The organism is Comamonas sp. 7D-2, from assembly GCF_022749555.1.
Lineage (GTDB): Bacteria > Pseudomonadota > Gammaproteobacteria > Burkholderiales > Burkholderiaceae_C > Comamonas > Comamonas thiooxydans.
Genome location: NZ_CP094238.1, coordinates 1,410,144 through 1,426,318, shown reverse-complemented (window position 1 = coordinate 1,426,318; position 16,175 = coordinate 1,410,144). Strand labels below are relative to the sequence as shown.

Genomic DNA, 16,175 nt, shown 5'->3' with positions numbered 1-16,175 from the left:
ATAACTATAAAAACAAACCAAGTCCTACCCACCAAGGGCAATCCCTAGCATGGCTCAGAAATTCAGCTTCTCGAGCCGGTCGTAGAGCTTGGCGCGCGATATGCCGAGCGTCCTTGCAACGGCCAGCTTGTTGCCTCCATGGGCCTGCATCGCTGCCCTTATCGCACGGGCTTCGAGCTCGGCCATTTGCTCGGCAAGCGGCTTGAGCAAATCGCCCGCCGCAGCCACGGGTTCCTGCGCCAAGGGCTGCCGATGCGGAACCTGCAGCTCTACCCCGGACGAGCGCAGCACCTGTGCCAGCAGGCCGGCATCAATGTGCGAGTCATCGCAGCGCATGGCTGCCTGCTCCAGCACATTGCGCAGCTCGCGAATATTGCCGCGCCAGGCCTGTGCGACCAGCAATTCCAGCGCCCCCTTTCCCAGCTCCGGCGGAACCATGTCGTTGCGCAGCGCCAGGTCCTCGCAGAGCATTTCCACCAGGGCCGGGATATCGCTGCTGCGCTCGCGCAGCGGCGGCACGCGCACGGGCAGCACATGCAGCCGGTAGAACAGGTCTTCCCGGAAGCGCCCGTCGCGCACCATCTGCAGCAGATCCCGAGAGGTGGCGGCCACCACGCGTACATCGAAATGCACGATCTGGTTGGAGCCCAGCGGCTCGATCTCTCCCTCCTGCAAGGCCCGCAGCAGCTTGGCCTGCAGACTGGCGGGCATGTCGCCGATTTCGTCGAGAAACAGGGTGCCGCCATCGGCGAGCTTGAACTTGCCATCGCGCGTCTTGCGGTCGGCTCCGGTGAATGCGCCCGGAGCCACGCCGAAGAATTCGGCCTCCAGCAGCGTTTCGGGAATGGCCGCGATATTGACGCTCACAAAAGGACCGGCAGACCGAGCCGATGCGGCATGGATGGCATGGGCCAGCACCTCCTTGCCGGTACCGGTCTCGCCCAACAGCAGCACCGGACTCATGGACTGGGCCGCCCGTCGCGCCTGGCGCTTGACCTCGACCGCAGCCGGGCTGCTGCCCACAAAGCTGGCAAAGCTGTATTTGCTGCGGCGCGAACCCTGTACGGACGCCTGCAGGCTGCGGCTGCGCTGGGCAGCCAGCTCGCGCCGCGCTTCATCGAGATCGCGCTGCAGCATCGCAAACTTGCTGATCAGCGGCTGCAAGGTTGTCTCGGGCTGGTCGAACAGCACAATGCCGATGGCACCGATCACGCCACCTTCATCGTCATGCAGCGGCAGGCGGCTGACGACAAAGGTTCCGGCGCTATTGGTCAGCAGATCGATCAGGACCGGCTTGCCGGTCTCCAGCACGCTGCGCATCTGCGTGTTGGGGATGACCTCCTCCACCTTATGCCCGAGAAAATCGCCCACACCGGCTACTCCCAGGCGTGGCAAAAAACGCTCGTAGCCTTTGTTGACCCAGACAATGCGCCCGCTTCTGTCGACCAGAAACATGCCCTGGCTCATTGACGAGAACAGCTGAAACATGGACCGTGCCGCCAATGCATAGATGCCGTCGGCATCGTCGGGCAGCTCGCAAGCGAAATCGTTGGGTAGCCGTTGGCTCATTTCCATCATTGCGCCATGGTAGGGCGACATTGCCCCAAAACCATCGGCACAGACCTCCAGCTAGCGCATTCAAAGCATGCTTTAGCCGGCCTCCATAAAAAAATCCCCTGTCCAGCTCACCGAACAGGGGATATGAATGCAACGGGCTCCATGCGTACAGCACCCGCAGCAGGCTAGGAAACGGGACTCAGGCGGCGCTTGCCTCCCGGGCCTGCTTGGCCTCCGACAGGCGCTTGAGCACACGGGGAATGATCAGTACGGCCAGCACGATGATGATCAGCGTCAGCGACATGGGACGCTGCAGGAAGATCCACCAGCTGCCTTCGCCGATCGACACGGCATTGCGCATCTGCGCTTCCGCCAAGGGGCCGAGGATCATGCCCACCACCACGGGAGCGGTGGGGAAGTCGAAGCGGCGCATGATCACACCGAGCAAGCCAATGCCGTAGAGCAGGAACAGATCGAACGCGCTCTGGCGCATGCCGTAGGCACCGACCGTTGCAAAGATCAAGATGCCGGCATACAGCTGGGGACGCGGAATCTTCAGCAGCTTGACCCACAGACCCACCATGGGCAGGTTGAGCACCAGCAGCATCACGTTGCCGATGTACAGCGAGGCAATCAGCGCCCAGACCAGGGCCGCCGAGCTGGTGAACAGCTGGGGGCCGGGGTTGATACCGTAGTTCTGGAAGGCGCCCAGCAGCACGGCCGTGGTGTTGCTGGTAGGAATGCCCAGCGTCAGCAGCGGAATCAGGGCTGCGGTCACGGTGGCATTGTTCGCAGCCTCCGGACCGGCCACGCCTTCGATGGCGCCCTTGCCGCCGAACTCGGCCTTGTCTTCGCCCTTGGCCAGCTTCTTCTCGGTCGCGTAGCTCAGAAAGGTCGGGATCTCGGTGCCGCCAGCGGGAATGCAGCCAAACGGTGTACCCAGCAGCGTGCCGCGCATCCAGGCGGGCCAGGAACGCTTCCAGTCACGCTTGGTCATGTGCACACGGGTCAGCTTGTTCTGCGACTCCTCGACCTTGCCTTCATACATGGCGGCATACAGCACTTCAGCCACAGCAAACAGACCCACTGCCACCAGCACGATGTCGATGCCGTCCAGCAGTTCCATCTTGCCGCCGGTATAGCGCGCGGCACCGGAGATCTGATCCATGCCGATGCAGCCTGCAGCCAGGCCGACAAACAGCGCCGTCATGCCGCGCAGCGAGCTTTGGCCCAGCACGGCGCTCACGGTGGTGAAGGCCAGCACCATCAGCATGAAGTACTCGGGCGGGCCCAGCTTCACGGCAAAGTCGGCGACATAGGGAGCGAACAGGGTCACCACCACGGTGGCAAAGGTCCCCGCGACAAACGAGCCGATGGCGGCGGTTGCCAGCGCCGCACCCGCTCGGCCGCTCTTGGCCATCTTGTTGCCCTCCATGGCCGTGACCATGGACGCCGTTTCGCCGGGCGTGTTCAACAGAATCGAGGTGGTCGAGCCGCCATACATGGCACCGTAGTAGATGCCGGCAAAAAAGATCATGGATGCCGTCACATCCACCTTGGCGGTGATGGGCAGCAGCATGGCCACTGCCACGGCCGGGCCGATACCGGGCAGCACGCCCACAGCCGTACCCAGGGCACAGCCCACCAGGGCCCACAACAGATTGGCGGGCGTGATGGCGGTGGCAAAGCCTGCCATCAAAGCATTGAAGATATCCATTACAGCCACCCCGTCTGAGTCAAGCCAGGCAGATTGATTGCCAGGAACTGAGTAAACATCCAGAAAACGGGCGCTGAAATCAGCAAGCCAGTGATCACATCCTTCACCCAGGTGCCGATTTCAGAGGCCTGAGGCTGATGCGCGGCGCGGCGCAGGCCCTGCACGGCCAAGACATAGCAAATCGTGCAGCTGAAGATAAAGCCGACGGTTCCAATCAAAGCCGCATTGATCAGCAGACCTGCAGAAACCCAGACAAAAGACAATATATCGGCCTTGGCATGGCCGCCAGGATCCGCCGCATGGCGAAAGCCGCCGCTCCGAGCTTCCCAGATCAGCAGCGCACCGCAAACGGCCAGCACGATGGCGCACAGCCAGGGCAGAAAGTTGGGGCCGACGCCGCCGTAGCCCGAGTCGGAAGGAATCTGCAGTGCGCCGACAGCCAGGCCGACAGCGACCAGCAGCACGCCCGAACCTACAATGGTTTGCGCTCTTTTGGACGGTACATTGGGGCTTTGCGGCTCATCGGGGTCTGCATAGGCCGAAACCTGTGCGGCCTCCGCTGCCCGGGCCAGATCTTGGAATGAATCAGACATGATGAATGTGTTTGATTTCAATGGTTTTCGGAACCCGTCAGAGCAAACTTGCCAGTAGCTCTCACGGCATCATGGGGTTGCACAAACCCTGGCTTGCGCCGTCAGGGGCAGGCCATCAATCAGTGCGGGGGAAAACAGCAGGACACAACGCGATCAGGGCTGAAGTCGCCAGCCCTGTACCATGTCCCTGGAGCGTGTTCACGCGCCAGAGGCCGCTGCAGAACGCAGCGGCCTGGTGATCATCAGATCATGCCGGACTTGGCCATGGTGGCGCGCAGGCTGGCGAACTCGTCATCCACGAACTTGCCAAAGGCATCGCCGCCCAGCCAGGCAGGTGTCCAGTCGTTCTTCTGCAGCGCTTCGGCCCAGGCCTTGCTCTTGGTGGCTTTTTCGATCTGGGCGACCAGTTCGTCGCGCTGGGCCTTGGAAATGCCGGGCGCGCCATACACACCGCGCCAGTTGCCGATTTCCACATTGATGCCCTGCTCCTTGAGCGTGGGAATGCTGGAGGCCGCACCCTTGAGGCGTTGAGCCGAAGTCACGCCGATGGGCTTCATCTTGCCGGTTGCGATGTATTCCGCAAACTCGCTGAAGCCGCTGCCGCCCACGGTGACGTTGCCGCCCAGAATGGCGGAGATGGCCTCGCCGCCCCCACGGAAAGCCACGTAGTTGATCTTGGCTGGGTCCACACCCACTTCACGGGCGATCATGGCCGCTGCAATGTGTTCGGTGGAGCCGCGCGAGCCACCGCCCCACTTGATGGAGCCAGGGTCCTTCTTGAGTTGGGCCACCACTTCCGCCATGTTCTTGTAGGGCGAATTGGCGGGCAGCACAAACACGTTGTACTCGCTGGTCAGGCGCGCCAAAGGCGTGGCCTGGCTCAGGTTGACGGGAGGCTTGCCGGTAATGATGCCGCCCAGCATCACGGCGCCCATGACCATCATGGCATTGGGATCGCCCTTGCTGCCGTTGACGAACTGGGCCAGACCGATGGCGCCGGCAGCGCCACCCTTGTTGTCATAGGTGACGGAAGAAGCTACACCTGCGTCCTGCAAGGCCTTGCCCAGGGCACGGCCTGTCGTGTCCCAGCCGCCACCAGGGTTGGCGGGCAGCATCATCTTGATGGCTGCCGCTGCCTGGGCCGACAGGGGCAAAGCACCGGCCGCCGCCAGGGCTGCCAGAGACTTCAGAAACGTATCACGACGCATGATGTACTCCTTATGTAGTTGGTGAATGCAATCATGGACAGCCTGCCTGTCAAACGGCTGTCCAATCACCTAGGGCTATCCCTTAAGCAAGCCCGGTAGTTTCACGACTTGTCTTCGCATTCGCAGCGCAGTGCTATGTTCGGCTCCATGCAATTACTGCTTGTTGAAGATGATTCCGCCATGCGCACCACGCTGCAGCGCACCCTGATGCGCCGCGGGCTGCATGTGGATGTGGCGGCCGACGGCCCCAGTGCCCTTGCTCACTGGCAGACCCGCGAACCCGATGCCGTGGTGCTGGACCTGAGCCTGCCCGGCCTCGACGGCCTGCAGGTGCTGGAGCGCGCCCGGGCCCTGGGCCTGCGCACACCGGTGCTGATACTGACGGCACGTGGCACCGTGGGCGACCGCGTCATGGGGCTGAACGCCGGTGCCGACGACTATCTGGCCAAGCCCTTTGACCTCGACGAACTGGAAGCACGCCTGCGCGCCCTGCTGCGCCGCAGCCAGGATAGCTTCACACCCAGATCGGCCTCTGAAGTTATCACCCTGGGCGCATTGCGCTATGAAAAGGAAAGCGGCGCCATTTATCTCGACGACAAGGTCCTGGAGCTGACCCCGCGCGAGCTGTCCATGATGCATGCGCTGCTGGCCCGCCCCGGCCATGCGGTCACCAAGGAGCGGCTGTTCAGTCTGGTCTTCCCCGGCGAGGTCGATGTGCAATACGAGGCCGTGGAAGTCGTGGCCTACCGGCTGCGCAAAAAGCTGGGCGGCACCGGCGTGCAACTGGTCACACTGCGCGGACTGGGCTATCTGGTCAAGGCCGAGGCGGCCGCATGACAGCGGCTGGTGCCAAAGCGCGGCTCAAGACGGCCTGGTCACTGCGGCGCCTGCTGCTCACCGGCATCTTGCTGCCTGTGCTGGCGCTGATTGCCCTCAACGCCTGGAGCCTCTATCAGCAAACCCTGGCATCGCTGCACACGGCTTACGACAGAACCCTGCTGGCCTCGGCCAAAAGCATCAGCGAGCAAATCGGCGTCACGGGATACGACGATCAGGCACAGTTGCGCGCCATCGTTCCCTATTCGGCACTGGAAATTTTCGAGGCTGACAACCAGAGCCGCATGTTCTACCGCGTCTCCACGCTGGACGGACAGTTGATCTCCGGCTTCGAGGAACTGCCAGTCTGGAACGGCAGGATTCCGCAGCGCCCGCCCTATGCGGCGCTGGTGGACTTCTACGACGACGAGTTTCGCGGCCACCCCGTGCGCGTGGCCGTGCTGCTGCAGCCGGTTGCCAGTGCCAACGGACGCGGCATGGCCGTGATCCAGGTGGCCGAAACCCTGGAACTGCGCGAATCCCTGGCCTTGCAGATTCTGCGTGACACCTTGATTCGTCAAGCCTTGCTGGTGCTGGTCGTCGCCCTGATCGTGATCATCGTGGTGCAGCGCGCCACCCAGCCCATACGCCAGCTCAGCCAGGATCTGCAGGGCCGTGCCCAGGGGGATCTGAGTCCGCTGGCTGCGCCCGAGGTCCCGCGCGAAGTCCAGCCCCTGCTGGAAGCCACCAACCAGACCATGCAGCGCCTGCAAGGCCTGCTGAGCAATCAGAAGCGCTTTGTGCGCGACGCCTCGCACCAGCTGCGCACGCCGCTGGCCGTGCTCAAGGTTCAGGTTCAGTCAGCCAAGCGCGGCGATATTCCTCCGGCCCAGGCCTTTGCCGAGATTGACGACACGGTGGACCGCGCCACCCGCGTCGCCAATCAGATGCTGGCCCTGGCCAAGGTCGAGCAGCTGCGCCAGGAAGACAGCAACCAGAGCAGCGCCATGCTCGCCCAGCTCGACGATATCGTGCGCGACGTGGCGCTGGAGCTGTCGCCGCTGATTGCCGATCACGACATGGACTTCGGCATCGAAACCCAGGCCTGCTGCGTGGCCGCCCATGAATGGATGCTGCGCGAGCTGACCCGCAACCTGCTGCACAACGCCATACGCCACACCCCCAGGCACGGAAGTCTGCAGATCGATGTGCGCGCGCACGACGGCATGGCGCAGCTGAGTATCGAAGACAGCGGCAGCGGCATCGACGATGAACTGGCCCAGCGACTGTTCCAGCCCTTTTCGGCGGGCAACACGCGCAGCGGCTCGGGCCTGGGCCTGGCCATCTGCCAGGAGATCGTGCAGACCCTGGGCGGCCAGATCGAGCTGCGCAACCTGCACGACGAACTCGGCCGCGTGCGTGGCCTGCAGGCGCTGATTCAGCTGCCCCTGCACAATGGCGATGCCCAGGACATGGATACTGCTCTGACTTGAATCGCCATCCCTTCACGCCGCAAAATACCGATATGAGTGAAACTGAATCCATGCGTCTGGACAAATGGCTGTGGTGCGCGCGGTTCTACAAGACCCGCAGCCTGGCTGTGGAGGAGATTGGCAAAGGCCGGGTCACGGTCAACAACGCCAATGCCAAGGCCTCGCGTGAAATCCGCCCGGGCGACCACATCCACCTGCGCCAGGGCAATATTCCCAGGGAAGTCATAGTGCGCGGGCTGAGCGGCATGCGCGGCCCGGCACCCGTGGCCCAACAGCTATACGAGGAAACGGCGCAAAGCATTGCCCAGCGCGAACAGCTGGCCGAGCAGCGCCGTCTGGCACCTGAGCCCGCCGAAGCACTGGCGGCCCAGCACACCGGCCGCCCCACCAAGCGTGACCGCCGCGAAATCGACCGCGTGCAGCACAACAGCGGCTGGGGCGACCGCTGGAGCGCTTCCATCGATGACTGAAAGCCTTCGCCCATGAAGCGCAGGCTGCTGATCTCCACACTCTCCACCCTGGCAGTTGCGGCAACCGGCGCCTTGAGCTGGTCGTGGCTGCGCAAGCGTCAGGGCAGTACCGAACGTCGAGCCGTGATCCAGATGGTCTTCAGCCAGGCGCTGCCGCCGCTGAGCGCCCAGCATCTGCAGCTGATGCGCCTGCTGCGGGTGCAGTGGATGCCCGTAGAGTCTGGGGCACCCGGCTTCGATCCCGTGCAGCCCTTCGGCGGCGATCTGTCCACCCTCGACACGGCCCAGCAGGTGCTGCGCAATCACGATCCTGCTCTGGCCACCAGGCTCCTGGCCGAGGTCTGCCTTTGGCTGCCGCAGTTTGTGGCCACCGCCACCTTGGCGCCCGGTCGCTATGCCTTGCCGCCCGACTTCTCAGGTCAGGCGCCAGACAGCAGCTTCGACTTTCGTCCCGAACACCTGACGCTGCTGCATGCCGCCCTGTGGCGAGAAGTCGGTACCGATGACCTGCCTTATGTCTTGGCCGAGGAGGAAGACGGCCAGGCGATCTGGCCCTTGCCCTATATCGACGGCAAGCGGCCGTATGGCGACCGCAGCTACTACCAGATCGACATGGCCGACATTCTGGGCAAGCCCTATGCCAGGAACGCACAGGGCCAGTACATTTTGCCGCCCCAGAAAGACGAGGCGCTCAAACAGCTGCATCTGCAAACCCAAGCCGCGCTGCAGATCCTGATCATGCATGGAACGCCCTCAGGGATCCGAAGCTTGGCGACGTAAGCAGGGACAGGACTGTGGCAAAGTCCACCCCTAATAAAATATGAGCATTTAGCGCTTTATTACAAAGCTTTTCAGGAAACTTTCACCTTGAAAAGCTTTCAAAGCTTGCGCAAGCAGCTCTTATTCAAGTAGCAATCACTCCTCCTCGATGACGGCCAGACTCGCTCTTGCGCCTGGGCTGCTGGCACTCTTTTCATCTCCCTCGGCCTTCTTCGCGCATGTCTTCCGCTTTTTCAGCACCGCTCTCCTCTTTCTCCTCACGCTCCCCGCTATGGCTGCGCCATGCCGGCATCGCAATGCTGGCCATCGGCAGTGTGGCCTGCTCCGCCCGGATGCCTGCGCCCTCGGCAGCGGTCAGCCCCGCATCGCTCATCCAGGTCAGCAATCCCACGCGCAGCACCCAGGGCTTTGAGCAATGCCCGCAGTTCTTTGCCAATGGCAAGGCCCCCGTGCTCAGCGATCAGCCCAAGCTGCGTGCGCTGTGCTATGACGCGTTTGCCGTGCTGCACAGCGGCCAGAGCAAGACGCCCGTCTTCGTCGCCCAACGCCTGAACAAGGCCCTGGTCGCCGATGCCGACGAAAAGCGCACCAACAAGTTCTACAGCGATGCCCGCCTGCCTCGTGATGAACGCGCCGAGCTGGACGACTACAAGCGTTCCGGCTACTCACGCGGCCACATGGCTCCCGCTGGCGACATGCCGACCGCACAGGCTATGGCCCAGAGCTTCTCGCTGGCCAATATGGTGCCCCAGTCCATCAAGCAGAACGGCGGCCCCTGGGCCCGCATCGAAAAAGACACGCGCAGCTATGCGCAACGGGCTCAGGGCGATGTCTACATCATCACCGGCCCGGTCTTTGATACCAATGCAGCCTCCGTCGGCCACAACCAGGTGCGTGTGCCCAGCTTTCTCTACAAGCTGGTTTATGACGCTCAGAGCCAGCGTGCCTGGGCGCACTGGCAGGCCAATGATGATGCGGCCCGTGTCACCGAGCCCATCAGCTACACGGAGCTGGTGCGCCGCACCGGCATCGAATTCCTGCCCGGCGCTGCGCTGCAAGCCTCGGGCAAGCTCCAGCAGACGTCCATGCTCCCTGCGCAGAGACACTGATTTACCGTGTCCCCAATCAAAAAGCCTGCTGGCGCAAGCCAGCAGGCTTTTTATGGTTCTCTGCCCTACTTGCCCGGCTTGAACAATTCCAGCTCATCCGCCGTAAGCCAGCGCCATTGGCCAGGCTCCAGCTCTGCGGGCAACTCCATGCCGCCGATTCTTCTGCGATGCAGACCTTCGACCCGGTTGCTCACGGCCGCAATCATGCGCTTGACCTGGTGATACTTGCCCTCGGTCAGCGTCAGATCCAGCACATGGCTATCCACCTGCTCGCAGGCCGCTGCCTTGACGGGCTTGGGATCATCATCGAGCACGACACCATCCAGCAGCCGCTGTATCTGCTTGGCATCCACGGGATGCTTGCAAGTCACCCGGTAAACCTTGGAGACATGCTTTTTGGGCGACGACATGCGGTGGATGAACTGGCCATCGTCGCTGAGCAGCAGCATGCCAGTCGTATCCTGATCCAGGCGCCCCACCGCCTGAACACCTTGCACCGCCCCTTTGTTGGGTCGTTGACGCAGCGGAGCCGGCAGCAAGGTGTAGATGCTGGGATAGGCCGATGGCTTTTGCGAGCATTCGGTGCCAGCAGGCTTGTTCAGCAGCACATAACCCAGCTCGTGATACTCCCACTCCACGCCTTGCACCTTGAAGCGCAGACCTTCAGGATCCACCTGCTGGGTGGAATCCAGGACCTTCTCCCAGTCAGAAGTCTGCGGGTTCCACAGCTCCACCCAGCCTTGCTGCACCAAGCCGGAGCAGACACGGCGAATGCCAAAGCCTTGTGAATACAACATGTCCTGCAGCTGCATGCTCATCCTTTCCATGTCCACTACTGCGCAAGCAATATCAAGAATACCGATTGATCAAATAAAAAACCCCGTAATCTTTCGACTACGGGGTTTTCACTGTAAGAGCCTGACGATGACCTACTTTCACACGGGAACCCGCACTATCATCGGCGCAAAGTCGTTTCACTGTCCTGTTCGGGATGGGAAGGAGTGGTACCAACTTGCTATGGTCATCAGGCATAAACTTTTTGTCAGATTGACAGCGCCTCGATTAACTTCTTAATCTCGCTCACCTTCAATCCAACGAATTCATAGAGTCTTCAATCAGCTTTTCGATTGCGCCTTTTCGGCATAACTAGAACTTGCGTTCTGTCTTTCATTTTCCAGGCTTACCCAAAGTTATAGGGTCAAGCCGCACGGGCAATTAGTACTGGTTAGCTTAACGCATTACTGCGCTTCCACACCCAGCCTATCAACGTCGTGGTCTACAACGACCCTTCAGGGGGCTCAAGGCCCCGGCAGATCTCATCTTGAAACGAGTTTCCCGCTTAGATGCTTTCAGCGGTTATCTCTTCCACACTTAGCTACCCTGCGATGCCACTGGCGTGACAACAGGTACACCAGAGGTGTGTCCACTCCGGTCCTCTCGTACTAGGAGCAGGCTTCCTCAAATCTGCAGCGCCCACGGAAGATAGGGACCAAACTGTCTCACGACGTTTTAAACCCAGCTCACGTACCTCTTTAAATGGCGAACAGCCATACCCTTGGGACCGACTACAGCCCCAGGATGAGATGAGCCGACATCGAGGTGCCAAACACCGCCGTCGATATGAACTCTTGGGCGGTATCAGCCTGTTATCCCCAGAGTACCTTTTATCCGTTGAGCGATGGCCCTTCCATACAGAACCACCGGATCACTATGTCCTGCTTTCGCATCTGCTCGACTTGTCAGTCTCGCAGTTAAGCACGCTTATGCCATTGCACTATCGTCACGATGTCCGACCGTAACTAGCGTACCTTCGAACTCCTCCGTTACGCTTTGGGAGGAGACCGCCCCAGTCAAACTGCCTACCATGCACTGTCCCCGATCCAGATAATGGATCCAGGTTAGAACCTCAAACGCACCAGGGTGGTATTTCAACGTCGGCTCCATGCGATCTAGCGACCGCACTTCAAAGCCTCCCACCTATCCTACACAGATCCGTTCAAAGTCCAATACAAAGCTACAGTAAAGGTTCATGGGGTCTTTCCGTCTTTCCGCGGGGAGATTGCATCATCACAAACATTTCAACTTCGCTGAGTCTCAGGAGGAGACAGTGTGGCCATCGTTACGCCATTCGTGCAGGTCGGAACTTACCCGACAAGGAATTTCGCTACCTTAGGACCGTTATAGTTACGGCCGCCGTTTACTGGGACTTCAATCAAGAGCTTGCACCCCATCATTTAATCTTCCAGCACCGGGCAGGCGTCACACCCTATACGTCCACTTTCGTGTTTGCAGAGTGCTGTGTTTTTATTAAACAGTCGCAGCCACCAATTTTTTGCAACCCCTTTGAGCTCCATTTGTACAACTTCACTTACTTGGGGTACACCTTCTCCCGAAGTTACGGTGTCAATTTGCCGAGTTCCTTCTCCTGAGTTCTCTCAAGCGCCTTAGAATACTCATCTCGCGCACCAGTGTCGGTTTGCGGTACGGTCGTCAATAGCTGAAGCTTAGTGGCTTTTCCTGGAAGCAGGGTATCACTCACTTCGTCTGCAAGCAGACTCGTTATCACGCCTCATCTTAGCTCTCCGGATTTGCCTAAAGAGCACGACTACACGCTTGAACCAACATATCCAACAGTTGGCTGAGCTAACCTTCTCCGTCCCCACATCGCACTATTGATCGGTACAGGAATATTGACCTGTTTCCCATCAGCTACGCATCTCTGCCTCGCCTTAGGGGCCGACTCACCCTACGCCGATGAACGTTGCGTAGGAAACCTTGCGCTTACGGCGAGGGGGCTTTTCACCCCCTTTAACGCTACTCATGTCAGCATTCGCACTTCTGATACCTCCAGCATCCGTTACCAGACACCTTCACAGGCTTACAGAACGCTCTCCTACCACGCACAGTAAACTGTGCATCCGCAGCTTCGGTAACTGGCTTAGCCCCGTTACATCTTCCGCGCAGGACGACTCGATCAGTGAGCTATTACGCTTTCTTTAAATGATGGCTGCTTCTAAGCCAACATCCTGACTGTTTTAGCCTTCCCACTTCGTTTCCCACTTAGCCAATTTTAGGGACCTTAGCTGGCGGTCTGGGTTGTTTCCCTCTTGAGTCCGGACGTTAGCACCCGGTGCTCTGTCTCCCAAGCTGTACTCGTCGGTATTCGGAGTTTGCATAGGTTTGGTAAGTCGCCATGACCCCCTAGCCTAAACAGTGCTCTACCCCCGACGGTAATACTTGAGGCACTACCTAAATAGTTTTCGGAGAGAACCAGCTATTTCCAAGTTTGTTTAGCCTTTCACCCCTATCCACAGCTCATCCCCTAATTTTGCAACATTAGTGGGTTCGGACCTCCAGTACCTGTTACGGCACCTTCATCCTGGCCATGGATAGATCACTTGGTTTCGGGTCTACACCCAGCGACTAGTCGCCCTATTCGGACTCGATTTCTCTTCGCCTCCCCTATTCGGTTAAGCTTGCCACTGAATGTAAGTCGCTGACCCATTATACAAAAGGTACGCCGTCACCCCTAAGGGCTCCGACTTTTTGTAAGCATACGGTTTCAGGATCTATTTCACTCCCCTCCCGGGGTTCTTTTCGCCTTTCCCTCACGGTACTGGTTCACTATCGGTCGATGATGAGTATTTAGCCTTGGAGGATGGTCCCCCCATATTCAGACAGGGTTTCTCGTGCCCCGCCCTACTTGTCTGCAGCCTAGTACCACCGATCGGTTTTCACATACGGGACTATCACCCACTATGGTCGGCCTTTCCATGCCGTTTTGTTAACTGATCGACTATCACTGCAAGGCTCTTCCGAATTCGCTCGCCACTACTATCGGAATCTCGGTTGATGTCTTTTCCTCTGGGTACTTAGATGTTTCAGTTCTCCAGGTTCGCTTCGTGCACCTATGTATTCAGTGCACGATACCTCTTGCGAGGTGGGTTCCCCCATTCAGAAATCTCCGGATCAAAGCTTATTTGCCAGCTCCCCGAAGCTTATCGCAGGCTATCACGTCTTTCGTCGCCTATCATCGCCAAGGCATCCACCATATGCTCTTAGTCACTTGACCCTATAACTTTGGACTCTCTTAGCGAGAATCAAAGCCTGGTTTCAAAGACTGGTGAGGTCTTGCACCTCACGCGTTATGCCGTAATGTGAATATCTTTGGCTGCATCTTTCGATGCAGCTTAGAGAATATTCGTCATTACTAGATAAATTTGCATTCGCAAAATATCTGTTTTGACGCAATCAAAATGTTGCTGGCGGCACGGTGAGTATTTTTCAACTCTTTCCACCAGCAACGCTGATTTCGACTCTATGAATTTTTAAAGAACAGCCAATTGATCGACGTTTCGATCAATACAAAAGCAGTCTTTGCAAGACTGCTTTTGTATTGGGAAGCCTTCGATTATAGCACCATTAGCGCTATCATTTTTGGTGGAGGATGACGGGATCGAACCGACGACCCCCTGCTTGCAAAGCAGGTGCTCTCCCAGCTGAGCTAATCCCCCGGGATCCTCTGACCAGATATTGGAATCTTGGTGGGTCTAGTTGGGCTCGAACCAACGACCCCTGCGTTATCAACACAGTGCTCTAACCAGCTGAGCTACAGACCCATTCCACGCAGCCCACTTTTTCAGCAGGCCACCTGGCTTGTTCCAACAACCGATAAGTGTGGACGTTCAATTTGAAGCAGCATTTTTCCAGAAAGGAGGTGATCCAGCCGCACCTTCCGATACGGCTACCTTGTTACGACTTCACCCCAGTCACGAACCCCGCCGTGGTAAGCGCCCTCCTTGCGGTTAGGCTACCTACTTCTGGCGAGACCCGCTCCCATGGTGTGACGGGCGGTGTGTACAAGACCCGGGAACGTATTCACCGTGACATTCTGATCCACGATTACTAGCGATTCCGACTTCACGCAGTCGAGTTGCAGACTGCGATCCGGACTACGACTGGCTTTATGGGATTAGCTCCCCCTCGCGGGTTGGCAACCCTTTGTACCAGCCATTGTATGACGTGTGTAGCCCCACCTATAAGGGCCATGAGGACTTGACGTCATCCCCACCTTCCTCCGGTTTGTCACCGGCAGTCCCATTAGAGTGCTCAACTGAATGTAGCAACTAATGGCAAGGGTTGCGCTCGTTGCGGGACTTAACCCAACATCTCACGACACGAGCTGACGACAGCCATGCAGCACCTGTGTGCAGGTTCTCTTTCGAGCACCAAACCATCTCTGGTAAGTTCCTGCCATGTCAAAGGTGGGTAAGGTTTTTCGCGTTGCATCGAATTAAACCACATCATCCACCGCTTGTGCGGGTCCCCGTCAATTCCTTTGAGTTTCAACCTTGCGGCCGTACTCCCCAGGCGGTCAACTTCACGCGTTAGCTTCGTTACTGAGTCAGTTAAGACCCAACAACCAGTTGACATCGTTTAGGGCGTGGACTACCAGGGTATCTAATCCTGTTTGCTCCCCACGCTTTCGTGCATGAGCGTCAGTGCAGGCCCAGGGGATTGCCTTCGCCATCGGTGTTCCTCCGCATATCTACGCATTTCACTGCTACACGCGGAATTCCATCCCCCTCTGCCGCACTCTAGCCTTGCAGTCACAATGGCAGTTCCCAGGTTGAGCCCGGGGATTTCACCACTGTCTTACAAAACCGCCTGCGCACGCTTTACGCCCAGTAATTCCGATTAACGCTTGCACCCTACGTATTACCGCGGCTGCTGGCACGTAGTTAGCCGGTGCTTATTCTTACGGTACCGTCATGACCCGGGGATATTAGCCCCAGGCTTTTCGTTCCGTACAAAAGCAGTTTACAACCCGAGGGCCTTCATCCTGCACGCGGCATTGCTGGATCAGGCTTTCGCCCATTGTCCAAAATTCCCCACTGCTGCCTCCCGTAGGAGTCTGGGCCGTGTCTCAGTCCCAGTGTGGCTGGTCGTCCTCTCAGACCAGCTACAGATCGCAGGCTTGGTAAGCCTTTACCCCACCAACTACCTAATCTGCCATCAGCCGCTCTAGTAGCACAAGGCCCGAAGGTCCCCTGCTTTCATCCGTAGATCTCATGCGGTATTAGCTACTCTTTCGAGTAGTTATCCCCCACTACTAGGCACGTTCCGATGTATTACTCACCCGTTCGCCACTCGTCAGCATCCGAAGACCTGTTACCGTTCGACTTGCATGTGTAAAGCATGCCGCCAGCGTTCAATCTGAGCCAGGATCAAACTCTATAGTTCGATCTTGAATTTAAAGTCTTTCGACTGCTCACTCACTTGACGGAATCAAGAAGAATTAATTCTTCCTCATTACTGTTTTTGTGAGCGCTTGATAACTCCGAAGAGTTTGTTCCGAAGAACTGGCTGCTTGCCCTCAAACGCCCACGCTTATCGGCTGTATTTTTTTAAGGAACCGAGTGCAAAACCGGA

The 16,175-nt window shown here is 58.7% G+C and carries 10 protein-coding genes, 2 tRNA genes and 3 rRNA genes; 5 read left to right on the top strand and 10 right to left on the bottom strand.

Features of this window, described 5'->3' with window-relative positions:
* Positions 1-54 precede the first annotated feature (54 nt).
* From MPZ60_RS06455 to MPZ60_RS06440, 4 genes are all read right to left on the bottom strand, one after another.
* The gene (locus MPZ60_RS06455) at positions 55-1,569 is read right to left on the bottom strand and encodes a sigma-54-dependent Fis family transcriptional regulator (protein WP_046462610.1); all 1,515 of its coding nucleotides are present in this window, start codon (positions 1,567-1,569) and stop codon (positions 55-57) included.
* A 187-nt stretch (positions 1,570-1,756) separates the two neighbouring features.
* A complete protein-coding gene (locus MPZ60_RS06450; protein ID WP_034357940.1) occupies positions 1,757-3,274 on the bottom strand; it encodes a tripartite tricarboxylate transporter permease in 1,518 nt (505 codons plus the stop codon).
* On the bottom strand, positions 3,274-3,867 hold the full coding sequence (locus MPZ60_RS06445; protein WP_003068813.1) for a tripartite tricarboxylate transporter TctB family protein: 594 nt from the start codon (positions 3,865-3,867) through the stop codon (positions 3,274-3,276). Before MPZ60_RS06445 ends, MPZ60_RS06450 begins: the two co-directional genes overlap by 1 nt.
* A gap of 242 nt (positions 3,868-4,109) precedes the next feature.
* On the bottom strand, positions 4,110-5,075 hold the full coding sequence (locus MPZ60_RS06440; RefSeq protein WP_034357938.1) for a tripartite tricarboxylate transporter substrate binding protein: 966 nt from the start codon (positions 5,073-5,075) through the stop codon (positions 4,110-4,112).
* A gap of 135 nt (positions 5,076-5,210) precedes the next feature.
* Here MPZ60_RS06440 and MPZ60_RS06435 point away from each other — a divergent pair, with 135 nt between their 5' ends.
* From MPZ60_RS06435 to MPZ60_RS06415, 5 genes are all read left to right on the top strand, one after another.
* Positions 5,211-5,912 carry a response regulator gene (locus tag MPZ60_RS06435; RefSeq protein ID WP_034357937.1) on the top strand — a complete coding sequence of 234 codons (702 nt, stop codon included), beginning with the start codon at positions 5,211-5,213 and terminating at the stop codon, positions 5,910-5,912.
* Positions 5,909-7,384 (top strand): sensor histidine kinase, encoded by a 1,476-nt coding sequence (locus tag MPZ60_RS06430; RefSeq protein WP_034357934.1) that lies wholly within the window; start codon positions 5,909-5,911, stop codon positions 7,382-7,384. Before MPZ60_RS06435 ends, MPZ60_RS06430 begins: the two co-directional genes overlap by 4 nt.
* 32 nt (positions 7,385-7,416) lie before the next feature.
* Entirely contained in the window at positions 7,417-7,854 is a 438-nt protein-coding gene (locus MPZ60_RS06425; RefSeq protein WP_034357932.1) for an RNA-binding S4 domain-containing protein, read from the top strand.
* 12 nt (positions 7,855-7,866) lie between these two features.
* The gene (locus MPZ60_RS06420; protein WP_034357930.1) at positions 7,867-8,634 is read left to right on the top strand and encodes a hypothetical protein; all 768 of its coding nucleotides are present in this window, start codon (positions 7,867-7,869) and stop codon (positions 8,632-8,634) included.
* 296 nt (positions 8,635-8,930) lie between these two features.
* The gene (locus tag MPZ60_RS06415) at positions 8,931-9,743 is read left to right on the top strand and encodes a DNA/RNA non-specific endonuclease (protein WP_034357928.1); all 813 of its coding nucleotides are present in this window, start codon (positions 8,931-8,933) and stop codon (positions 9,741-9,743) included.
* Between the two features lie 65 nt (positions 9,744-9,808).
* On the opposite strand, the gene MPZ60_RS06410 is transcribed toward MPZ60_RS06415, so the two are convergent.
* The 6 genes from MPZ60_RS06410 to MPZ60_RS06385 all read right to left on the bottom strand — a co-directional run bounded on the left by MPZ60_RS06410 (position 9,809) and on the right by MPZ60_RS06385 (position 15,986).
* Positions 9,809-10,555 (bottom strand): 16S rRNA pseudouridine(516) synthase, encoded by a 747-nt coding sequence (locus tag MPZ60_RS06410; RefSeq protein ID WP_034358020.1) that lies wholly within the window; start codon positions 10,553-10,555, stop codon positions 9,809-9,811.
* 104 nt (positions 10,556-10,659) lie between these two features.
* Positions 10,660-10,772: ribosomal RNA gene (gene rrf, locus MPZ60_RS06405) — 5S ribosomal RNA — on the bottom strand.
* A gap of 165 nt (positions 10,773-10,937) precedes the next feature.
* A 23S ribosomal RNA gene (locus MPZ60_RS06400) occupies positions 10,938-13,815 on the bottom strand.
* Positions 13,816-14,181: 366 nt separating this feature from the next.
* Positions 14,182-14,257, bottom strand: a tRNA-Ala gene (locus MPZ60_RS06395).
* Positions 14,258-14,285: 28 nt separating this feature from the next.
* Positions 14,286-14,362, bottom strand: a tRNA-Ile gene (locus MPZ60_RS06390).
* A gap of 91 nt (positions 14,363-14,453) precedes the next feature.
* Positions 14,454-15,986, bottom strand: a 16S ribosomal RNA gene (locus tag MPZ60_RS06385).
* The 16S, 23S and 5S rRNA genes sit together here with 2 tRNA genes alongside, the layout of an rRNA operon.
* Between the last annotated feature and the right edge of the window lie 189 nt (positions 15,987-16,175).

Excerpts from the sequence above, each read along its gene's own strand:
- MPZ60_RS06455 (WP_046462610.1), bottom strand. The coding sequence starts at position 1,569 with ATGAGCCAACGGCTACCCAACGATTTCGCTTGCGAGCTGCCCGACGAT.
- MPZ60_RS06450 (WP_034357940.1), bottom strand. The coding sequence starts at position 3,274 with ATGGATATCTTCAATGCTTTGATGGCAGGCTTTGCCACCGCCATCACG.
- MPZ60_RS06445 (WP_003068813.1), bottom strand. The coding sequence starts at position 3,867 with ATGTCTGATTCATTCCAAGATCTGGCCCGGGCAGCGGAGGCCGCACAG.
- MPZ60_RS06440 (WP_034357938.1), bottom strand. The coding sequence starts at position 5,075 with ATGCGTCGTGATACGTTTCTGAAGTCTCTGGCAGCCCTGGCGGCGGCC.
- MPZ60_RS06435 (WP_034357937.1), top strand. The coding sequence starts at position 5,211 with ATGTTCGGCTCCATGCAATTACTGCTTGTTGAAGATGATTCCGCCATG.
- MPZ60_RS06430 (WP_034357934.1), top strand. The coding sequence starts at position 5,909 with ATGACAGCGGCTGGTGCCAAAGCGCGGCTCAAGACGGCCTGGTCACTG.
- MPZ60_RS06425 (WP_034357932.1), top strand. The coding sequence starts at position 7,417 with ATGAGTGAAACTGAATCCATGCGTCTGGACAAATGGCTGTGGTGCGCG.
- MPZ60_RS06420 (WP_034357930.1), top strand. The coding sequence starts at position 7,867 with ATGAAGCGCAGGCTGCTGATCTCCACACTCTCCACCCTGGCAGTTGCG.
- MPZ60_RS06415 (WP_034357928.1), top strand. The coding sequence starts at position 8,931 with ATGCTGGCCATCGGCAGTGTGGCCTGCTCCGCCCGGATGCCTGCGCCC.
- MPZ60_RS06410 (WP_034358020.1), bottom strand. The coding sequence starts at position 10,555 with ATGCAGCTGCAGGACATGTTGTATTCACAAGGCTTTGGCATTCGCCGT.